The 20,199-nt window shown below is 44.2% G+C and carries 25 protein-coding genes; 23 read left to right on the forward strand and 2 right to left on the reverse strand.

From position 1 onward, the window contains the following. Positions 1–2: 2 nt before the first annotated feature. The 15 genes from NFR88_RS11945 (at position 3) to NFR88_RS12015 (ending at position 10,816) form a co-directional block, all read left to right on the forward strand. Complete coding sequence (locus tag NFR88_RS11945) at positions 3–1,523, forward strand: CHAP domain-containing protein (RefSeq protein WP_251616236.1); 1,521 nt, start codon at positions 3–5, stop codon at positions 1,521–1,523. A 1-nt stretch (position 1,524) separates the two neighbouring features. After that, positions 1,525–1,833, forward strand: coding sequence for a DUF2577 domain-containing protein (locus NFR88_RS11950; RefSeq protein ID WP_160202463.1), 309 nt, complete (start codon positions 1,525–1,527; stop codon positions 1,831–1,833). Next, positions 1,834–2,256, forward strand: coding sequence for a DUF2634 domain-containing protein (locus NFR88_RS11955; RefSeq protein ID WP_160202464.1), 423 nt, complete (start codon positions 1,834–1,836; stop codon positions 2,254–2,256). Further along, positions 2,249–3,310, forward strand: coding sequence for a baseplate J/gp47 family protein (locus NFR88_RS11960; RefSeq protein ID WP_251616240.1), 1,062 nt, complete (start codon positions 2,249–2,251; stop codon positions 3,308–3,310). Before NFR88_RS11955 ends, NFR88_RS11960 begins: the two co-directional genes overlap by 8 nt. Continuing rightward, positions 3,303–3,860, forward strand: coding sequence for a putative phage tail protein (locus NFR88_RS11965; RefSeq protein WP_251616242.1), 558 nt, complete (start codon positions 3,303–3,305; stop codon positions 3,858–3,860). Before NFR88_RS11960 ends, NFR88_RS11965 begins: the two co-directional genes overlap by 8 nt. Beyond that, positions 3,860–4,930 (forward strand): hypothetical protein, encoded by a 1,071-nt coding sequence (locus NFR88_RS11970; RefSeq protein WP_251616245.1) that lies wholly within the window; start codon positions 3,860–3,862, stop codon positions 4,928–4,930. Before NFR88_RS11965 ends, NFR88_RS11970 begins: the two co-directional genes overlap by 1 nt. A 2-nt stretch (positions 4,931–4,932) precedes the next feature. Then, positions 4,933–6,255 carry a hypothetical protein gene (locus NFR88_RS11975; protein WP_251616247.1) on the forward strand — a complete coding sequence of 441 codons (1,323 nt, stop codon included), beginning with the start codon at positions 4,933–4,935 and terminating at the stop codon, positions 6,253–6,255. Continuing rightward, positions 6,252–6,569: a hypothetical protein gene (locus NFR88_RS11980; protein WP_251616249.1), complete on the forward strand. Its 318-nt coding sequence runs from the start codon at positions 6,252–6,254 to the stop codon at positions 6,567–6,569. The genes NFR88_RS11975 and NFR88_RS11980 overlap by 4 nt, the downstream gene beginning before the upstream one ends. A 45-nt stretch (positions 6,570–6,614) precedes the next feature. Continuing rightward, positions 6,615–8,387 (forward strand): hypothetical protein, encoded by a 1,773-nt coding sequence (locus tag NFR88_RS11985; RefSeq protein WP_251616251.1) that lies wholly within the window; start codon positions 6,615–6,617, stop codon positions 8,385–8,387. After that, positions 8,377–8,787 carry a carbohydrate-binding protein gene (locus NFR88_RS11990; RefSeq protein ID WP_251616253.1) on the forward strand — a complete coding sequence of 137 codons (411 nt, stop codon included), beginning with the start codon at positions 8,377–8,379 and terminating at the stop codon, positions 8,785–8,787. The genes NFR88_RS11985 and NFR88_RS11990 overlap by 11 nt, the downstream gene beginning before the upstream one ends. A 10-nt stretch (positions 8,788–8,797) precedes the next feature. Next, complete coding sequence (locus tag NFR88_RS11995) at positions 8,798–9,070, forward strand: hypothetical protein (protein ID WP_251616257.1); 273 nt, start codon at positions 8,798–8,800, stop codon at positions 9,068–9,070. A 10-nt stretch (positions 9,071–9,080) separates the two neighbouring features. Further along, complete coding sequence (locus NFR88_RS12000; RefSeq protein ID WP_251616262.1) at positions 9,081–9,275, forward strand: holin; 195 nt, start codon at positions 9,081–9,083, stop codon at positions 9,273–9,275. A 338-nt stretch (positions 9,276–9,613) separates the two neighbouring features. Continuing rightward, positions 9,614–10,186, forward strand: coding sequence for an N-acetylmuramoyl-L-alanine amidase (locus tag NFR88_RS12005; protein ID WP_251616272.1), 573 nt, complete (start codon positions 9,614–9,616; stop codon positions 10,184–10,186). A gap of 68 nt (positions 10,187–10,254) precedes the next feature. Next, positions 10,255–10,515 (forward strand): type II toxin-antitoxin system Phd/YefM family antitoxin, encoded by a 261-nt coding sequence (locus NFR88_RS12010; RefSeq protein ID WP_160202475.1) that lies wholly within the window; start codon positions 10,255–10,257, stop codon positions 10,513–10,515. Beyond that, entirely contained in the window at positions 10,505–10,816 is a 312-nt protein-coding gene (locus NFR88_RS12015) for a type II toxin-antitoxin system RelE/ParE family toxin (protein WP_160202476.1), read from the forward strand. Before NFR88_RS12010 ends, NFR88_RS12015 begins: the two co-directional genes overlap by 11 nt. Positions 10,817–10,838: 22 nt before the next feature. On the opposite strand, the gene NFR88_RS12020 is transcribed toward NFR88_RS12015, so the two are convergent. Beyond that, positions 10,839–11,030: a helix-turn-helix domain-containing protein gene (locus NFR88_RS12020; RefSeq protein ID WP_160202477.1), complete on the reverse strand. Its 192-nt coding sequence runs from the start codon at positions 11,028–11,030 to the stop codon at positions 10,839–10,841. A 604-nt stretch (positions 11,031–11,634) separates the two neighbouring features. Between NFR88_RS12020 and NFR88_RS12025 the strand changes: the two genes are divergently transcribed. Beyond that, entirely contained in the window at positions 11,635–12,060 is a 426-nt protein-coding gene (locus NFR88_RS12025) for a PLDc N-terminal domain-containing protein (RefSeq protein ID WP_160202478.1), read from the forward strand. A gap of 38 nt (positions 12,061–12,098) precedes the next feature. Here the strand turns inward: NFR88_RS12025 and NFR88_RS12030 are convergent, their stop codons facing one another. Beyond that, positions 12,099–13,517: a spore germination protein gene (locus NFR88_RS12030; protein WP_160202479.1), complete on the reverse strand. Its 1,419-nt coding sequence runs from the start codon at positions 13,515–13,517 to the stop codon at positions 12,099–12,101. Between the two features lie 154 nt (positions 13,518–13,671). Between NFR88_RS12030 and gltX the strand changes: the two genes are divergently transcribed. From gltX to NFR88_RS12065, 7 genes are all read left to right on the forward strand, one after another. Then, positions 13,672–15,327: a glutamate--tRNA ligase gene (gene gltX / locus NFR88_RS12035; RefSeq protein ID WP_251616273.1), complete on the forward strand. Its 1,656-nt coding sequence runs from the start codon at positions 13,672–13,674 to the stop codon at positions 15,325–15,327. Positions 15,328–15,584: 257 nt separating this feature from the next. Beyond that, a complete protein-coding gene (gene acpP / locus NFR88_RS12040) occupies positions 15,585–15,815 on the forward strand; it encodes an acyl carrier protein (protein WP_160202481.1) in 231 nt (76 codons plus the stop codon). 2 nt (positions 15,816–15,817) lie between these two features. After that, a complete protein-coding gene (locus NFR88_RS12045) occupies positions 15,818–16,258 on the forward strand; it encodes an acetyl-CoA carboxylase biotin carboxyl carrier protein (protein WP_160202482.1) in 441 nt (146 codons plus the stop codon). Continuing rightward, positions 16,252–17,640 carry an acetyl-CoA carboxylase biotin carboxylase subunit gene (accC, locus tag NFR88_RS12050; protein WP_251616275.1) on the forward strand — a complete coding sequence of 463 codons (1,389 nt, stop codon included), beginning with the start codon at positions 16,252–16,254 and terminating at the stop codon, positions 17,638–17,640. Before NFR88_RS12045 ends, accC begins: the two co-directional genes overlap by 7 nt. Beyond that, positions 17,627–18,466, forward strand: coding sequence for an acetyl-CoA carboxylase, carboxyltransferase subunit beta (gene accD, locus NFR88_RS12055; RefSeq protein WP_160202484.1), 840 nt, complete (start codon positions 17,627–17,629; stop codon positions 18,464–18,466). Before accC ends, accD begins: the two co-directional genes overlap by 14 nt. Further along, entirely contained in the window at positions 18,463–19,281 is an 819-nt protein-coding gene (locus tag NFR88_RS12060) for an acetyl-CoA carboxylase carboxyltransferase subunit alpha (RefSeq protein ID WP_251616278.1), read from the forward strand. The genes accD and NFR88_RS12060 overlap by 4 nt, the downstream gene beginning before the upstream one ends. Continuing rightward, on the forward strand, positions 19,263–20,198 hold the full coding sequence (locus tag NFR88_RS12065; RefSeq protein WP_160202486.1) for a beta-ketoacyl-ACP synthase 3: 936 nt from the start codon (positions 19,263–19,265) through the stop codon (positions 20,196–20,198). The genes NFR88_RS12060 and NFR88_RS12065 overlap by 19 nt, the downstream gene beginning before the upstream one ends. The last annotated feature ends 1 nt before the right edge of the window (position 20,199 follow it).

The following is a 20,199-nucleotide window of genomic DNA, read 5'->3' on the forward strand; positions in this document are numbered from 1 at the left end:
TTATGTCTGACTTAATTGATGTGGCAAAGGGTGAGCTTGGGTATAAAGCCTCAGAGAGCAACACCAAATACGGTAAATGGTATGGGACACAAGGACCGTGGTGCGCCATGTTTGTCAGCTGGTGTGCGAATCAAGCCGGAGTTAAGACCTCTGTTGTGCCGAAGTTTGCCTATGTGCCAACCGGTATGACCTGGTTCAAGAACAAGGGCAGGTACAAAGGGCGCGGTTCTTATACTCCAAAGCGAAATGATATCGTCTTCTTCGGCGGCGGCAACCATGTAGGCATTGTAGAGAAAGTCAGTGGTCAGACGCTGCACACTATTGAGGGGAATACCACAAACAGTGTGGCGCGCCGGCAGTATGCTTTGAGCAATTCTTATGTGACAGGCTTTGGGCTCGTGCATGAGCATATCACTTCTTCTGGTACGAAAAAAGACGGTAAGAAAAAGGATTCAGCTGAGGAATTAAAATACCTGAAACAAGTGCTGGCGCAGCAGGAGAAGCTGGACAAGAAGGTCAGCCAGGAGGTTAAGGAGTATGAAATATCCTCAGTAAAGGTTCATACGGTCAAAATACAGCTGATTGTAAAGCATAACGACAAATACTACGAGCTTCCAGTAAAAGACGGCATGAAGGTCACCTGGGAGCGCAAAAATGCCCCTGGGAAACTGACATTCACTACAATCCAAGACAGCAAGCGGAAGATTTACAATGGTGACTCAGTTACGCTGAAAGTAGGCAGCACCAATTTCTTTTTTGGCTTTATCTTTACGTTGAAACCGCAAAAGGACGGCAGCCTTGATGTGACGGTGTACGACCAGCTGCGGTACTTCAAGAACAAAGATACATACATGTACAAGAAAAAAACGACGACGCAGCTCATCAGAATGATTGCAAAGGATTTTGGTTTGCAGGCAGGAACCCTTGCCAATACGAAAATGGCGTTCAGCCGAATCGATGACAACATGACGCTCTTTGACATTGTGGGAAACAGTCTTGATGAAACATTGATGAGCACAGGGAAAATCTATACATTGTATGATGAGTTTGGAAAGCTCAGGCTCAGGGAGCCGTGGAAAGTCAACGTCCTTATCGACAGCGAAACTGGCCAGGATTATAACTACACCAGATCTATTGACGACGGGGTATACAATCAAATCAAACTTGCCTATGAAAATGAAGAAACCGGCAGCCTAGACCTATATGTCAGCAAGTCCTCCAAATCAATCAACAAGTGGGGACTTTTGCAGTACTTTGAAAAGATTGACGATCCGAAGGTGGCGAAATTGAAAGGGAAAGTCCTCTTGAAGATGTACAACAAAGTCGCACGGACGCTGAAGATAACCGGCGCTTTCGGCTCGACGAGGGTGCGTGCAGGGTGTCTACTTCCGGTGCTAATGACGATTTACGATGTGAAGGTGTCTAACTATCTTCTGGTGGACAAAGTGACCCATGAGTTTTCTGCTGGCCAGCATACTATGGACTTAGAACTAAGTGGAGGTGATTTCGATAGCAGCTACTAACATGACACAACTAATTAAGCAGATAGCAGCAGAGGCTGTGGCTGCAGGAAAGCCTTGTGATATTATTACCGGAACTGTGATTTCGGTAAAACCATTAAAGATAAAAGTTTCTCAGAAGCTGACGCTGTCTGAGGATTTTTTGATTTTGGGAAGAAATGTTTCAGACTACGAGACAGAGATTACGCTTCCCGGAAGTGTAGGCAAGTCGAAGGTGACGATACACAATGCCCTAAAGAAGGGCGACACTGCAGTGATGATTCGTCAGGCAGGCGGTCAGCGCTACTTGGTGATTGATAAGGTGGTGGTATAAATGATTCCAAATCCTGATGCATACGAACTGGACGAAGAACAGGAAAACGACTTTGAAGAGGGCGTGATTCCCGATAAGACCTATCAGCTGGATTTTGAGAACCTGCGAATTGCTGGACTTGTCGATGAGATGACAGCAAGAAAGCAGGCCATCAAGAAAATCATTATGACAGAAGCGGAAGAGTATCTGATTTACGATGAAAACTACGGCTGCGCTTTGGTGGATTTAATCGGTGAGCAACCGCCGCTGGTGCAGTCTGAAGTAAGGGACAGTATCAGAGAGGGCATACTCGCCGACGATAGATTTGAGTCAGTGACCTTTACGGAGGAAAAGCTGCAGAGAGGAAAGTTATATTTGTCGCTAACAGTGACCTGCGTAGACGGTGAAGAAATTGAAGTAGAGGAGGTGGAAATCGATGTTTGAGGAGAAGACCTATGAATCTTTGATGGAAGAAATGCTGGACACGGTGGACGAAACCATCGATACCCGGCAAGGCTCTGTAATCTATGATGCGGTGGCGCCTATGGCGCTGGAAAACGCGCAGATGTACGTTGACATGGATATCTTACTGTCAGAGACTTTTGCGGACACTGCCAGCTATTATTATTTGATTAAAAGAGCCGCAGAACGCGGTATCTTTGTCAGACTGGGGATTCCTGCGGTGTTAAAGGCGCAGGCAGAACCGGAAAATATTGATATTCCAATAGATACAGAATTCAGCATTGGAGAACTGAACTACACGGTTACGGAGAATTTGGGGAATGGATTTTTTGCATTAACCTGTAAAGAAGCAGGGAGTGAAGGAAACAACACCGTAGACGACGTGATTCCTTTGGAAGACGTTTCGGGCTTGGAATCAATCGGGATTGTTGGCATTATCACTGCCGGCACTGATGATGAGGACGTCGAACACCTGAGAGAACGGTACTATGCGTCCTTTGACGAAGTTGCGTTTGGCGGAAATAAGGCGGAGTACCGGGAAAAGGTCAACGAGATGAACAACGTCTTCGGCTGTAAGGTGTATCCGGTTTGGAATGGCGGTGGTACGGTGAAGCTGGTTATCCTGGGCGCAGATTACCGTGCAGCGCCTGCGAAGGTAGTCGAGGCGGTGCAAGAGTCTATCGACCCAACAAAAGATGGTAGCGGCGTAGGAATCTCTCCCATCGGACATGTGGTTACTGTAGAGTCAGCTACAGAAGTCGCGCTTCCTATCAGCTGTCAGATTATCTATACCGATGGCTATAGCTGGGAAGACATTAAAGATTCTTTCGTGGACAGCGTGGAGACATATTTGAAGTCTTTGCGTGAGACTTGGGAGGATACAGATGGGCTTGTAGTACGGCAGGGACGCATTGAAAGCATTCTGCTGGACATTCCCGGTGTTGATGATGTGACGGGGGTATCAATTGCCGGCGGATCAGGTAACTATGTGATGACGGATACCGAAGTACCGATTGTGGGGGAACTCGATGGATAGAAAATTGATTGAATATCTTCCGGAGTTTTTACGAGACTTTCGGGAAATGAAATTTTTGACAGATAAAGAACAGGTGCAGGCGGAGCGGCTTTGGAAAACGCTGGAGTCGATTTGGCAGAACCAGTTCATCGAGACGCTCGATGAAGAGGGCTGCAGGCGATGGGAAGGCATTTTGAAAATCCATCACAGAGGATATAGGTCCTTAAAAGAACGGCGTGACACGATTCTGAGTAAAATGGCTGAACAAAGACCGTTTACAATACGAACACTGAGGAGAACTCTTACAGCGCTTTGTGGAGAAGATGGTTTTGACATAATGCTGATTCCTGAGGAATATTTTCTGCAGGTGAGAGTAAGGGTTGCAGCGGAAACAACAGACAGGGATGCAAAAGGACTGCTTCGTGCTGTAGATGATTATGTGGAGCGTGTTAAACCTTGCAATCTTACGTATGATTCCTCTTTATTTGATAGACATACTGGCATTGCCGGTAGTTATTATGCTTGTGCGGTGTCCACATCAAAAACTTATACTATGGAGGTGGCTACATAATGGCATCGTGGAATAATGTAACGAAAACGGAACAGGGTCTGGCACTGGAACAGAAACTGTTGACACAGGAAAAACCGCTGCGGCTTGTGTCAGCAAGGAGCGGTGCGGGAAAGGTGAATCCGACCCAACTTGTTAAACAGACAGCGGTTTCAGATCCAAAACAGACACTTGAGTTAAGACCTGTGTATTTATCGGAGGAGAATACAGCAACGATTCCAGTAATGCTTTCCAATGCCGGACTTGCGGAAGGGTACACCTTATATCAGGTAGGCATTTATGCAGAGGACCCAGACGGCGGAGAAGTGCTGTATATCATCGCCCAGACGGATATTATCAGTGGTGAAAGTGTGCCGGGAGCTGCGGAATCCGCAGGATATTCCATTGACTGGAATATTGTCGTAAAGGTTAGCAAAGCATCATCTATCGAAGTTGCGGTAAACGAAGCCGGGAAGCTGACATTATCACAGGCGGATGCGCTGTATCTACGAAAAGAAACGATGGATGACGCTCTTTCCGGCAAGGTGGATAAGGTAACAGGAAAGGGATTATCCACGAATGACTATACGACTGCTGAGAAAAACAAGGTTACGAATCTTCCGGCGGATACCAATGCCACACTGGGCAATAAAGTGGACAAGGTACTTGGCAAAGGGCTATCGACGAATGATTTTACTAATACCTACAAAGCAACGCTGGACAACCTGCCGGACGAAATAGAGCAAAACAGCAAGATTGACGCTGCCACTTCTGACCGTTACGGTCTTACAAACGGAACGCCGTCGCAGGCTTTTGACAGAGCAGTACAAATTCTGACAGCGACAATTCCGGCGGCTGGCTGGAGCACTGAGGCGAACGCAGAGGGCTGGTTTACTAATCAGGTAACCGTCACTGAAATGAAGGCGGCGTACAACCCGACGCTTGATTTAGTCATCACGTCCGCAGCACTGGCAGAAGATGAGCGGGCGGCATTTGGCTTGATTATGGAGTGTGAAACATTTGACGGATATGTGATTGCTAGAGCGCTGGAAATACCGGATATTGATATTAACGTAAGATTTACAGGAGTTTAATTATGGGAAAGGCGAAAATTATGGGTGGCGGTGGTGGAATAAATATAAAAAATGGTGTTATAACTGAAAAATATGCAACGGTTAATGACATCCCTGCGAATACATTTGTGCAAAATGTGAACAAAGGACTGAATTTGTATAAAAACTATACTGAAATGCCTGGGTTTGGATCGGACGAAGATATAGGCAATGTGGAAATAATACGGCTTAACGGAAATTTGTTTGTATTAGCCTATGTTGATAAAACAACATACAAGCTGTACGTGCGTACTGCTACATTAGACAAGACAACATATACAATCACACTTAATAATGACAAGTTTGACTGTAATTACCCGAATAAAGCATATGACATATATCCAACAATGATACTAAAAATGTCTAATTCGTCGTTTATTGTAATACATTATCAATACGCATATGCATTCAGTGTATCAATATCAGGAATTCTCACTTTGCAAAGCGCCACTCAAATAATAGAAAAAGGTCAGGTACTAGCGGCAGATTACGATAATGAAACGCAGAGGGTAGCAATTGCGCAGTACTTCTCGCAGTTTATAAGCAGTTACACCTATTATAAATATGCACGCATATACAGTGTGGAGTCTGACGGTCTTACAGAGTTGAGCAACGTATACATAGAGAGTTCATCGGCGTATAGTGAAACTAGAAGTTGGAGTTTAAAATTTTTGGCGTCTACTACTATTTTATTAAATGCGTCTACAGTTACTACAGCAAATGTCAGTAGTCAGCTTAGATTGATGTATGTAGATGTACAAACAGGCATTTTGTCATATGACGTAACTAAAAGATTAAATGTTTCTGGATTAATATATAATATCTATATTTTGAACTCGAATAGACTTGTAGTGATAGACAAATTGCAATCAAATAGTTACAATGCGTATGTACGGTTGGGAACGATTTCGCAAGATACGATTACTTGGGAGGATTCTAAACTCGTATCAGCAAGTCCTTCGTTATTTGCAGTTTCGAGATTTTATAATAACGTAGTGTCGATAATAACAAATATCTCCCAATATGATTTCCGATGCAGCACGTTTGTTATAGACGGCAATAACTTAACCGCCTTGGAGCCAGATAGAATTACACACATCTACCCTGTCAAGGGAGAAAAATGTGACACTGAAATATCAGAAGATCATATTTGTATTGTGGGTAATGCAAAAGGGGTTACATTATTTGTAATGTCGGATTTAGAGGGGATAGTAAAATCTTGTGAATTTATAAACGGTGTAACAAAATCCGATGCAACCAAAACATCAAAAGGTAAAGTGTATTACTGTATAGGAGGCGAACAATGATTATAATTACAGACAGAACAAGTAACAGAATTATTGAAACAGGCGAAACTTTGGAGCACTTGGAAAATGGTTATCCACTGCTTACAGATAAACACGTATATTTTGCTATAAATGATGTAAGTGTACACGAAGTTGATAGCATACCAGAAGGTGTGATGCCATCAAAACACTGCTACACAGAGACGGAGGGATTTTACAAAAATCCTGATTACGTAGAGCCGAATCCATACGGCATCCCTGACGAACTGGTGGAACAGATAAAAAATGATACTATCGCACAAGTGCAGGAAGGAGTTATCAATGGGGAAATGTAAAATTATGTATTGGGGGGGGGGGGCAGCTTAAAAGCAAAAAACTCAATGCAAAGAAATGTTATAAACGCTACTGACAAGAAAATTGAAGGCAATGTATTTTTGCAAAGAACACCTAGTGCGGATATCAATAATGTTGCTAATATATCTTACAGCGAAAATTATATTCAAAGTCCTGTATATTCAAAGTCCTGCACAGCAGAACTTGCAGATCACAGTGTACTAATTTGTACGCAGGGATATGGCACTTATGTTACTTCCTCAGCAGTGCATGTTACTATAATTAAAAATATAGATAATATGATTTTTTACTCTAATACTTTGGACATAAGTTTAGTCGGAAAAGGTTATAAACCAATGGACCGTTTAAAGAGTATAGGCTGTGCAGAGGATGGAAATGGTAATATTATGATTGTAATGGAATTTGAAAAAATTGGTTACGGCTCTGACGTTAGTAATTTAGTGTACCAACAGATTAATAACAATAGCATGAATCTTACTGCTGGCAGCTTTTCGTACAATATGTCTTTTTACTCATTTTCGGATTTAGCCCAGAATGGTCAAGAGGCTGTACAAAATATAAAATATATTAATGGGGTGTATACGCATGCTTTTGCATATACGCCAAATCAAATTTCGAGCAGTACCGCCCAGTATTTTAGTGCGATACTTTTAGTATTTCGTCCAAATGCGTCTACAGGATTTACTGTAGAAAAAACTACATTTTCAGAACATCAAACCAGCGCTTCAGCATGCGTTTTTATCAATTCGCATGTAATAGGTCCATTTTTGATAAGTGTATTTTGTATTAGGGGGTATTTAACGTGTTACGTGACGGATCTTACTAAAATTACCACAAATATTTATAAAAGTGTATCCGATAACGTAGCAACAACGGTAAGTAATACATATGGTGCATTCAGCGCAGCACTTGGAACTAATAATGTGTTTGTAGAGTCTCTTTATATAGATCAATTATATAGAGGGATTCAGGTGCTAATTGCAGATGACGGTACGCCAACTATTACAAAGGTGATACCAACCAAAAAGTTTACAGAATTCACTTTTCGCGACGGATATTCGCATTGGGCAAGCAAAGTTATAGATAACTCGAAAGTGCTGGTAAGTATGTATTTTAATAAAAGCTCTTCAAATTGGTTTGCTGCAGCGCTGTTTTCTTTGGAGGACAATGGTGAGATTGTCATAAAATCCACTAAAGTTGCGCCGGTGGTTAATCAAAACAATCTCAGCTCGTTTAGCGGATTGTTTAGTCAGAATTCTGGCTACTATATAGCACCTTTAAAATCAAATTTGTGCTATATGAATGTATGTATCGCCGAATCCGGAGACTTAATGGTAGACGTGATTAAGGATTGGACATCAGCCACAAGACCTTTACTGGCTTGTGCAGATGGCACCAAATTATTGTTGCTAGACATAAATGATCTTGAATCGTTCGAACCCGAGAATGCTCAAGGTATTGATGTGGAAAAAACAAAAGACTACAGCGTTGAGAATCTTTATATCAGGTCTAAACTTTTGTGGGGAACGTATATAACTACACAATCCAATACAACTACTGTTGACATATTCGTAAAACCTATCAACTTAAACCTGAGTACAGGCGAATTTACGCATTATGTAAAGCCGTATAATGATTTGCTATATGGTGTGTCAAAAAAAGCGATGCTTCCAGGAGCGGTAGGCGTTGCTTATGTGCCTGAGGCTATACCAGAAGCTACTGCATATGGATTATCTTACAGTATGGTTGATAGGGTAGTCGATGAAATTAAACGGGAGGTAATAAAAAATGCTAACTAATAAACAAAAGGAACTGATAGGAGTGCTTAAAGGATCATTGCCAACCGCCCCAGATGAGGTAGCGTTGCAACACGCAGACTGGTATCCAGTGTGGCGCCCGGAGATTTGCGTCAAGGTTGGGGACAGGCTTACATACAACGGCGTATTGTACCGATGCCTGCAGGAGCATGATGCGCAGGAGTCATGGACACCAGTAGATGCACCTAGTCTTTGGGCAAAAGTGCTTATCCCAAATCCGGACATTATCCCGGCATGGGAGCAACCGGACAGCACCAATGCCTACAGCAAGGGTGATAAGGTGGTACATAACGGCAAGACATGGGAGTCACTGACCGATAACAATGTTTGGGAACCGGGTGCTACAGGAACAGAAAGTTTGTGGCGAGAAGTAGCGAAGTAAAGGAGTACATATGACAGAAATTATGACAGCGGCGATTACCGCAGCAGGATTGATTGTCGTTCAGTTAATTGTTTCTAGCCGGCAACAACGGGCGCAGGACGTTAAAGTTGACGCAGCGCTGGCGGAAGTCAGAAAAGATATCCAGCGCCTAGAAGAAAAGCAGGACAAGCATAATAATCTCATCGAACGAACCGCAGTGCTGGAACGAGATATGAAGACAGCTTGGAAACGAATCGATGAAAATAAAAAAGAAATAGAGTATATGGAGCATAAAGAACATTAGGAGGTAGAATATGAGTAAAAAATGGTTTAAAGCGGCCGCGGTAAGAGCAGTAAAAACAATGGCGCAGGCAGCTATCGCTATGATTGGGACAAGCGTAGTACTGGAAGATGTGAGCTGGCAGGTAACAGTATCAGCGGCTATTCTTGCTGGTGTACTGTCCATGCTTACCAGCGTGGCAGGACTGCCGGAAGTTGACGAAAAATAAAGAACCTTGTCCGCAGGAACAAGGCGTGGTATAATACATATAGTCAAGAGTAAGCCATAAAAGCGGTTGACCTTCGGAAAGGGGAACCAAATGTCTGACTACGAAATCCTCGTCATCGTATTGATGATTATTGGGATTGTCAGATGGGATAACCACCGAAAATAAATAACCGCCCAGGCTGCAATCCAATAGGCGGTTATTTGAAACATAATTCAAATTCTACTTAGAGGGTCGGCCGCTTGGCTTTCCTCTTGACTCCAATATACCACGAAAAAAGAGATTATGCAATAGTCAATTTGCCCTGCACATCGCAGGGCTTTTTATTTTGGAGGTGTATTATGGCAAAAAAACCGATTTTATTTTACTTATCTGCAGGGCACGGCGGCGCAGATCCCGGCGCGGTCAGCGGAAAGTTCATTGAGGCAGATATGGCGAGAACCGTGATGGCAGCATGCAGAAAGGAATTGCTGGCGCACAAGGGGCGTACATACAAGGTTGCATACCCGGAAAAGGACGGTAGCGGCATGTCACTTGCGGCGCACGTTGCTGACATGGCGAGGTACAAAGCGAAAGGCTACAGAGTAGTGTCCGTTGACGGACATTTTAATGCCGGTGGCGGCGATGGTGACGAAGTCTGGGTATGGAAGGGCACCGTGACAAAGAGTCGCCTCGGCAAGGTGCTAGCTGATCTGATTATCGCGGAACTGAAAAAGGAAGGGCAGAACACCAGAGGCGTTAAGTATACCAATGACCTGTACTTCCTCAAGGGCGTTGGCGTGCCGGTACTGGTGGAATACGGCTTTTTGGACAACAAAACCGACCGGAAAGGTTTTGACACAAAAAAAGAGCTAGAGGCTTACGGCAAGGCGACGGCAAGAGCGCTGATTAAGTACTGGGAGAAGTATAAATAGAGCAATTTACGGTTCTTGTCTTTGCGACACAATTATGATATAATTATGCCATGAAAGGAGCTGATTCTATGCCAAGAATAATTCCAATAAGGGATCTGAAAGATACCGCAGCAATCTCTCAAATGTGCAATGAATCCATGGAACCGGTTTATATCACAAAAAACGGATATGGCGATATGGTTATCATGAGTATGAAAGCTTATGAAGAAAAACTATGGATGCAGGAAATTTATGCAAAATTAGCAGAAGCCGAAGCGGAAGTTAGCGAAGGAAAGCTTGTAGAGGCACGTACCGCATTAAACGATTTAAGAGGAAAGTATGGGTTATAAGGTAGTTGAAACAGAGCAGGCGGTGCAGGACTTAGATGGGATTTTGGGATATATTGCAAATTCCCTCGCAAATCCTTCAGCCGCTGCAGCATTTGCCGATGAGGTTGAAAAATGCTATACTAATCTTGAGGGCATGCCTTTGATGTATGAGCAGTGTCGTGATTCACGACTTCGTGTGCTAGGATATCGCAAAGCTGTAATCAAAAACTATATTCTGATTTACAGAGTAGGGGAAAAGGAGAAAACTGTTTATATTCTTCGGCTTTTCTATTGCAGACAAAACTATGGAGATTTAGTTTGACTACAAAATTTTAGCCAGGGCATTAACCCTGGCTCTTTTCATTTTTTGCAATTCGCTGATATTCACGGATAACCATCTCTTCAAGCCATGGAGCAGGAGTACGCTTCCCTGCTTCCCAGTCCTGCTGCGTGCGCGCGGGAATGCCCAAAATCTCATAGACTTGTTTCTGCGTTAATCCGGCAGCTTTACGAGCCTCTTTAATCTTACTTTCCATCTTTTTTCTCCTTGTAATACTTACATAGTTCAACAACACCGTAAATGATTGTGCAGACAATGACTGCAATGCCAATATATCCTACGATTCCCATAGCTGTTGACACACGAAAATTTTAAGGGTAAAATATAGTCAGACGGGGGCTTTCGCCCCGGTGCTCACAGCAGGTATTTATCTACCAGCAGGAGCACCAGTCCTGATACCAGACCTGCGATTATGTTGTCGGCTATACTATGTAATCGCGGGTCTTTTTTCTTATCATGTTTACCCATTCATGTGCTTTCCTCCTTTCCTTATCTTTAATTATATTATACACGCAATGCGTGGATTTGTCAATGGGAAAATGCAAATTTCTTGTATAAAATCCCCATTTTCTTTAGGTGGTAATTTCGTGCGCATATACCATCTTCCCCTTCGCCCCCTGCCTCGCACTGAATCAGGCGGGCGAAAAGCTCTCGTGTGTTATAAGCCATGGGTTCACCTCGGGGTTAAAAGTTTCAATAATAACATATGCACCAAGGATAAAATGTGGTATACTATAAGCAGAAATTTGTCGAAAGACTTTTTGAAGGGAGATAAAGATATGATTATTGGAAGCATATTTATGATTTTAATAATTCCGCTGATTTTAATCTTTGCATTAGGGGTTCCTATTCTTCTGGCAGTTTTAGTTTATCGCGATGCCAATAAGAGAGTGGATTGTTCACCGTGGCTGTGGGCACTTGTTGCAGCTCTGGTGCCGAGCTTTATCGGTGTGATTGTATATTTGATTATTCGCAGAGACTATCCGCTAAAGCCAGAGTACCGTATTTATGAAGCGGGCAGTGCAGGGCAGTATCGCTATGAACAGGGAAGCCAGGAATATCCGCAGGCACAGAAAGGTATGCCGACTTGGGCAAAAGCCCTGATTATCATCGGACTGGTTATCTTTGCGATTTGCATTATCGGTATGGTTGTAAGTGTAATTAATTATATTACAGGGTATAGTACCGGCTATCATTATCACAACGATTTTGGCTACGGTTTTTAATTTCATTTAAATATTTTAAGAAAAAATATTCAGGGCGGCTACTTTGCCGTCCTGAATATTAGTTTTTTGAGAGCGCTCCACTTGAAAGGAATCAGCGGATAGAGATAAGAATGGCCGCTGAGAGTTTTTGTAATGGCAACTTGTAACATACCCAGTAGGAGGGCACCAATGAGACCGGCAACTCCAAAGAGCATGGCGCCGATGAGCATAAGCAGGCGAATAAATTTTACACCGTAAGACAGCTCGATACTTGGCTGGGTAAAGGATGCCAGGGATACCACTGCCATCATTAAAATTGTTTGTGGGATAAACCAGCCGGAATCCACGGAAAACTCTCCAAGAATCAGGGCACCGATGACAGAAAGTGACATGCCTAGAGACTCCGGCGTATTGAGAGAGGCAAGTCGCAGACCGTCGATGGCAAGTTCCAGCAGGATAAATTGCCAGAATACCGAAAGCGCATAAGGATCCTTTGGCGTGATAAAATCCATATCACCCGGCGGCGGAATATCTCCTTCAACGATGAGCAGATAAATAGGCGTCAGCAGCAAAATGACCAGCATGTTGAAAATTCGTAGAATGCGCAGATAATTTCCTGTAATCAAAGGAAAATAGTAGTCATCTACATCTTGCGTAAAGTCAAAAATTCCCACAGGAATCAGAACTACCGTCGGTGAATTGTCGATGACAAGAGCAATTTTTCCTTCTGTCAGATGGGCGGAAATAATATCAGGTCTTTGGGTGTAGCGCACCTTAGGAAATGGATTGAGTCGCCATCTGCGCTTGCCGCCAGTTAAATTTGTGATCAGTTGTTCGACGATAGTCTGATCTCCAATGGAAACACTGTCAACTACGATTTCTGAAAGCCCTTTTTCAACTCGCTGCACCAGGTCGGTATCGGCAGCCCCTTTCATATAGCAGACCGCTACGTCAGTACGAGATTTTTCACCTACTGTGTATTTCTCGAAAATCAGCCTATTGTCACGAATACGACGGCGGATGAGGCCCAGGTTATCCATGAAGTTTTCTGTAAAACCGTCCTTGGGACCGCGCAAGGTTTTCTCCTTTTCCGGCTCTTCAACACCTCTCTGCGGATATCTTCTTGTATCTGCGACGATAATTTTATCGAATCCGTCTAAAATAATGGGAGAAAGACCGGAATAGAGAAACTTCACTGCTGCGTCGATGTCGGTTTCAATCGAACTGTTGATAAACGGGAAAAGTTCTGCGACGAATTGTTCTGTATTCTCTACTTTCTGCATGCGGTCTTCTGGAACAGCCAGTAAAAAATTAAAGAGAAGCTGCAGTTTTTCACTGTCGGAGAGCCCATCGACAAAGTATAGTCTGCCGTGCCTTCCTCCGATTACAATCTGGCGCTCAACTAGATCAAAGGCTTCGCCAAGGGGCAGCTGTCCGGTAAAATGCTCCAGAAAATACTGATATTTATTTTCACTCATAAAACCTCCTAATAATTTAAAGTTCCAAGAGAACAAGCAATAAAATGAGCGTATAATTATTTTGTCAAAAACCTTGAAATTCATACGTCGGAAAGTATATAATAATATGGATTATGTGCTATTGTTAGAAAAACCAAAATGGAGGATTTTTGTAGTGGATTATTATAAATTAGCGGATCTTTTGTTTCCGCATATTAAGAAGACAACAGAAGAAATAGAAGCCCAGTATCCGAAGAGAAATTTGCCGGAAGGTGCAAAAGTAACCAGATTGGGTCCTAGCCCGACAGGCTTTATTCATCTTGGAAATCTTTACGGCGCCTTTGTGGACGAGCGCCTTGCTCACCAGAGCGGCGGCGTGTTTTACCTGCGAATTGAGGATACCGATGATAAGCGTTATGTGGAAGGGGCGGTAGAGACTATTATCAATTCCCTGCGTTTCTTTGACATCAACTTTGACGAAGGTGCAGGTCTTGACGGTGAGAGCGGCGATTATGGCTGCTATACGCAGAGCCAGCGTGGGGAGATTTACCAGTGCTTTGCGAAGAAACTGGTGGCAGAGGGTAAGGCATATCCGTGCTTCCTCACAGAAGAAGAAATCACAGAGATCAGGGCAGGGCAGGAAGCTTCTAAAGCCAATCCGGGAATTTACGGTATTTACGCAAAGAATAGAGGACTCTCCATAGAGGAAATCGAGGCGAATTTGGCTGCAGGAAAGTCCTATGTCATTAGATTGCGTTCCGGCGGAAACCCTGAAGCGACTGATGAGAATGTGAGAAAGATCAAAGTAGAGGATGCCATCAGAGGCACTCTTGAAATGCCGGAGAATTTCCAGGACGTAGTCATTTTAAAGGCGACTGGGATTCCGACCTATCATTTTGCACATGTTGTAGACGATCATCTGATGCGTACGACTCATGTGGTGCGCGGTGCAGAATGGCTGCCGTCGCTGCCGATTCATGTGGAACTCTTTGAAAAGCTGGGATGGGAGCCGCCTGTTTATTGCCATACGGCGCAGCTGATGAAATTAGATGAAGAGGGCAACAAGAGAAAGCTTTCCAAGAGAAAGGATCCTGAACTTTCGCTAGATTACTATAGAAATCAGGGTTATCACCCTGCAGCAGTTAGAGAATATCTGCTGACGATTCTCAACTCTAATTTTGAGGAATGGAGAATGGAACATCCGGAAGCGGATATCGATGAGTTTGCATTTTCCACAGAAAAGATGAGCAATTCCGGCGCACTCTTTGACTTGAACAAACTAAATGACATCAGTAAAGACGTGCTTCTTCGCATTCCTGCATGTGAACTGTATGAGTTTCTAAAAGACTGGGCGCAGGAGTTCAAACCGGAAATTTTGCATATCTTTGAAGATAGGGAGTATCTGGAAAGAATCCTGAATCTGGGAAGAAATGACAACAAGCCGAGAAAAGATCTGATCTATGCACAGCAAATCGTAGAATTTATCAGTTACTTTTTTGACGATATGTTCAAAATCGAAGATGAAATGCCAGCAGAGGTGCCGGCAGAGGATATTACGGCAATTCTGGCGGGATATCTGGAAAACTATAATCACGCGGATGATCAGAGTCAGTGGTTTGACAAGATTAGAACCATGGCAGCGGAAATGGGCTATGCTGCAAAACCGAAAGACTTTAAAAAACATCCGGAAGAGTATAAAGGGCACGTAGGGCATGTCAGTACGGTTATCCGAATCGCACTGATGGGAAGAGCGCAGTCTCCGGATGTCTGGGAAATTCAGCAGATCCTAGGAGAAGAGAGAACCAGAGCAAGAATTGCAAATTACAAATAAGCGATGCTTTGTGCAAGCTATGAGATGACGGCTTCGATGAAATAAAAACTTAATACGAATAGAATCAAAACTCCGTAATTCAGGGAAGAATTGCGGAGTTTTTCTATGGTTTTTGTAATTCCTGTGAAAATTTTTTTCGTCTATTGACAAATCCTTCCGGCAGTGCTATTCTAGTTAAAGAATTTTAATTAAAATATTTTAAATAAATTATTTTAATTAAAAAATTTGAATTAGAAAACGAGAAGGAGTACATAAAAATGAAATTTGAAGAAGTGAAAGAAATTATGGTTGATACGTTAGGATGTGACGAGGATAAGATTGCCCCGGAAGCAAGTCTGGCAGATGACTTGAATATCGATTCTCTGGATGCAGTGGAACTGGTGATGGCGATTGAAGAGAAGTACGGCATCAAGATTCCTGATGAGGAACTGGGCAATATGAAGCTGGTTAGTGACATCGTAGCAGCCATTGAAAAGTATCAGGCATAACCATGGAAGAAAGGGAAATTTACAATCTGATTGAGCGATTTGAAACTTCATCTCTGACAGTGCTGGAAGTAGAGGCTGACGGTTTTCATCTACGTATGGAAAAAAGCGGGCAGCCTCAGCAGCTGCAGCAGATTGACAAAGATCTGCGTGTGCCAGCGATGCAATCTTTGCAGCCAGCACAGAAGGAACCTCAGTCCTCAAACTTCATAGAAGTTAAATCGCCGATTGTCGGTATCTACTATGCTGCGCCAGAACCTGGGAAGCCTCCCTTTGTGACAGTAGGACAGCAGGTGAAACAGGGTCAGGTTCTCTGCGTGGTAGAAGCCATGAAAATGATGAACGAACTGAAGTCGCCAGTGGATGGCATCATCCGCAGCGCAGGGGGCGTCAATGGGGAATTGGTTGAATTTGATCAGGTTTTGTTTGAGGTTGAGCCATGCTAAAGAGAGTTTTGATTGCGAATCGGGGGGAAATTGCTGTAAGGATTATCAGAGAGTGTCTGGATTCTTCCATAGAGGCGGTATCTGTTTATTCTACAGCTGACAGTCAGGCTTTGCATCGAATCATTGCAACTAGAGCAGTGTGTATTGGAGGCCCTAGAGCTAGCGAAAGCTATCTGCACATAGCGAATTTGATTGAGGCGGCAAAAGCTACAGGCTGTGATGCTGTCCATCCCGGTTTTGGCTTTCTGTCAGAGAGCAGTGACTTTGCAAGAAGCTGTGAGGCAGCAGGTCTGAAATTTATCGGACCTTCCTCGCAGGTGATTGATGCGATGGGAAATAAAGCAGCCGCAAGACGTATGATGATAGAGGCGGGTGTTCCAGTGGTTCCGGGTTCAGATGGCGCCGTAACAAGTGAAGAAGAAGCTGTGGCAGAAGCAGAACGCATCGGCTATCCGGTTCTTCTCAAGGCTTCAGCAGGGGGAGGCGGTCGCGGCATGCGCAAAGCCTTCAATACGGAAGAAGTTCGTAAGGGATTTCAAACAGCTTCACAAGAAGCAGAAAGCTGCTTTGGAAACGGTGAAATGTACGTGGAAAAGCTCATAGAAAATCCAAGACATATTGAATTTCAGATCTTGGCAGACAGCCGTGGAAACGTAGTGCATCTGGGGGAACGAGATTGCTCCATTCAGCGGAGGAATCAGAAACTGTTAGAGGAAGCGCCTGCTTGGGGACTTTCGGAACAGCTTCGCTGCCAGATGGGTGAGGCAGCCGTTAAAGCAGCAAAAATCTGCGGCTATGAAAATGCAGGCACCGTGGAATTTATCGTAGATAAAGATGAGCATTTTTACTTTATCGAAATGAATACGAGAATCCAGGTAGAACATCCGGTGACGGAAATGGTGACCGGCGTCAATATAGTGAAAGAACAGCTGCGCATTGCCAGCGGTCTTCCGCTGAGCTTTGAGCAGAAGGATATTACCATGAGCGGTCATGCCATCGAGTGCAGAATTACTGCGGAGAAAGTTTTTGAAAATTTTGCGCCATGTCCAGGAAAGATAGACTTTATTCATTTTCCAGCAGGTGCAGGAATCAGAGTGGACAGCGCTTTATATAACGGCTGTGAGATCAGTCCGTACTATGATTCCATGGTGGCAAAGATTATCGCAAAGGGCGAAAGCCGTCTGGAAGCGGTGCGCCGCATGCGAAGGGCTTTGGAGGAAACTGTTATCAACGGAGTACAGACTACTTTGCCGGTACAGCACCTGCTGATGTATCAGCAGGATTTTCTGCGGGGCGGATATGATACCGGTTATATTGAGGCACATCTTAAGGAACTTCTCTCAATTTATGAGGCGGCAGGAGGCAGAAATGAATCCATTTAAACAGAAACGAGATTTACTGGCGGCGCTGCGTGAGATGAAAGATGGCGACAAAGTCATCTCATGCCCTGAATGCCAGGCGAAACATACAAAGGATGTACTGCTAGAAAATCTGTACGTTTGTCCTTGCTGCGGATATCACTTTCGTATTTCGGCCAAGTACAGACTGCGGACGGTACTGGATCCAAAATCTTTTCGGGAAATTTGTGGCAGTATGAAAGGAAAAAATCCACTGGACTTTCCGGGATATGAAGAAAAGCTTTTGAATCAGCAGCAAAAGACAGGAATGAAAGAAGCAGTTCTGACAGGCACTGGGAAGATTAGTGGTTATAAGGTAGTCGTGTGCGCCATGGACAGTCGCTTTATGATGGCAAGTATGGGAACTGCTGTAGGTGAGAAAATCACCAGAGCATGTGAATATGCTGCAAAGAATAGACTGCCGCTGATTATTTTTGCAGCCTCAGGAGGCGCCAGAATGCAGGAAGGAATTTTATCTCTTTTTCAGATGGCAAAGACTGCGGCGGCAGTGGCAAGACACGGCGAAGAAGGGAATTTGTTTATTTCTGTGCTGACCCATCCGACTACAGGCGGTGTGACCGCAAGTTTTGCAAGTCTTGGCGATGTTATTTTAGCTGAACCCGGTGCGCTGATTGGATTTGCAGGACCAAGAGTTATTGAGCAGACCATCGGGCAGGAATTGCCGGAGGGTTTTCAGTCGGCGGAGTATCTTTTGGAACATGGATTTGTGGATCAAGTCGTGCCAAGAACAGATTTGCGGCAGACTCTGGCATTTTTGCTGCAGGTTCATGACAGGAGGGGAAAACGATGAACATAAAAAAGATATCTGCAGCGGAGCGGGTGAAACTGGCAAGAGCGCAGGATAGACCTACATGTCGGGATTATATCGAAGCGATTTTCGATGATTTTTTCCCTTTGGCGGGGGATAGAAACCATGGAGAAGACGTCAGCATCTTAGGCGGTCTTGCATTGTTTCGCGGTCGCCCTGTCACGGTGATCGGTCATCAGAAGGGCAGAGATTTACAGGAGAACATGGTGTACCGGTTTGGCATGCCGAATCCGGAAGGATATAGAAAAGCCATTCGTCTGATGAAACAGGCGGAAAAATTCAGAAGACCTGTTATCACCTTCATAGATACGCCGGGGGCTTATCCAGGTATCGAAGCAGAAGCAGGCGGTCAGGGAGAGGCGATTGCGCAGTCTATCGCAGTGATGTCTCGCCTTAAAGTCCCGACGGTTGCCATTTTTATCGGTGAAGGAGGAAGCGGCGGTGCCCTTGCCCTCAGTGTTTCAGACAGGATCGTAATGCTGGAAAACAGCATTTTCTCTATTCTGTCACCGGAAGGCTTTGCAAGCATTTTATGGAAAGATGCTAAACGCTGGGAAGAAGCAGCGGAAGTGATGAAACTGACTGCAGAAGATTTGCAAAGTCTGGGCATTTGTGACTGTGTGATTCCTGAAAAGGGGGATGTTTTCCTGCGCGTGGCAAGAGAAATCGAATCTTCTCTTGCAGCTCTTGAAAAAATCGGCGGAGAAAATCTGATAAAAGAACGATATAAGCAGATTAGAAAGATAGGGAAACCTACGAAGAAGGCGGAGGATCTATTATGGCAGGAATTAAAATAATCGGACTGGGGCGTGCAGCTGGCGATCTTACGGTTACTAACGAAACCTTAGCAGAGACAGTAGACACCAGCGATGACTGGATCAGGGAAAAGTCCGGCATACGCAGTCGGTATTTTGCCGTAAAGAAGACCAATACAGACATGGCTTTTGAAGCTGCACAGATGGCGCTCCATCATGCGGGGATTCCGAAAGAAAAAATCGCCATATGTATTGTCTGCACCTTTACACCCGACGATCATACGCCGGCGACAGCCTGCGATGTCTGCGGAAGACTGGGACTTTCTCAAGAAGTTTTCGCCTTGGATATAAATGGGGCTTGTGCTGGTTTTATCTATGGATGCCATTTGGCAAACGGGCTGCTTGCAAATCAGAAAGACAGGTATGCCTTGATTATCGGCAGTGAAAAGATTTCTTCCTTTATGGATATGGAGGATAGGGCAACTTGTGTGCTGTTTGGTGACGGAGCCGGTGCTGCTGTGATGAAATGGCATGAAGACGCAGGCTTTGCATTCTATGGCGGCTGTGAACCTAATAGGCAGGTGCTTCACTGCCTCCGGGGCAGCTTTATTGAAATGGGCGGTCAGGAGGTATACCGTTTTGCGGTAAGCAAAGTACCGGTGTGTATCGGCGAAGTGCTGAAGAAAATCGATTTAAGTAAGGATGATATTGATTACTTCGTCTGTCATCAGGCAAATGAACGTATCATTGACGCTGCTGCAAGGCGTATCGGCGGCGAGAAGAAAAAATTCTTTAAGAATTTGTACCACTATGGAAATACTTCGGCTGCCAGCATTCCTATTGCGCTGTGTGAAATGGCAGAGCAGGGGCTTCTAAAAAATGACACCACTCTTCTTTGTACTGGCTTTGGCGCGGGGCTTTCCTACGGCGGCATGTATATCACAAGTGAGGTAAAATAAT

Source organism: Senimuribacter intestinalis, assembly GCF_943192965.1.
In the GTDB taxonomy this organism is placed as follows: Bacteria; Bacillota; Clostridia; order Peptostreptococcales; family Anaerovoracaceae; genus Senimuribacter; species Senimuribacter intestinalis.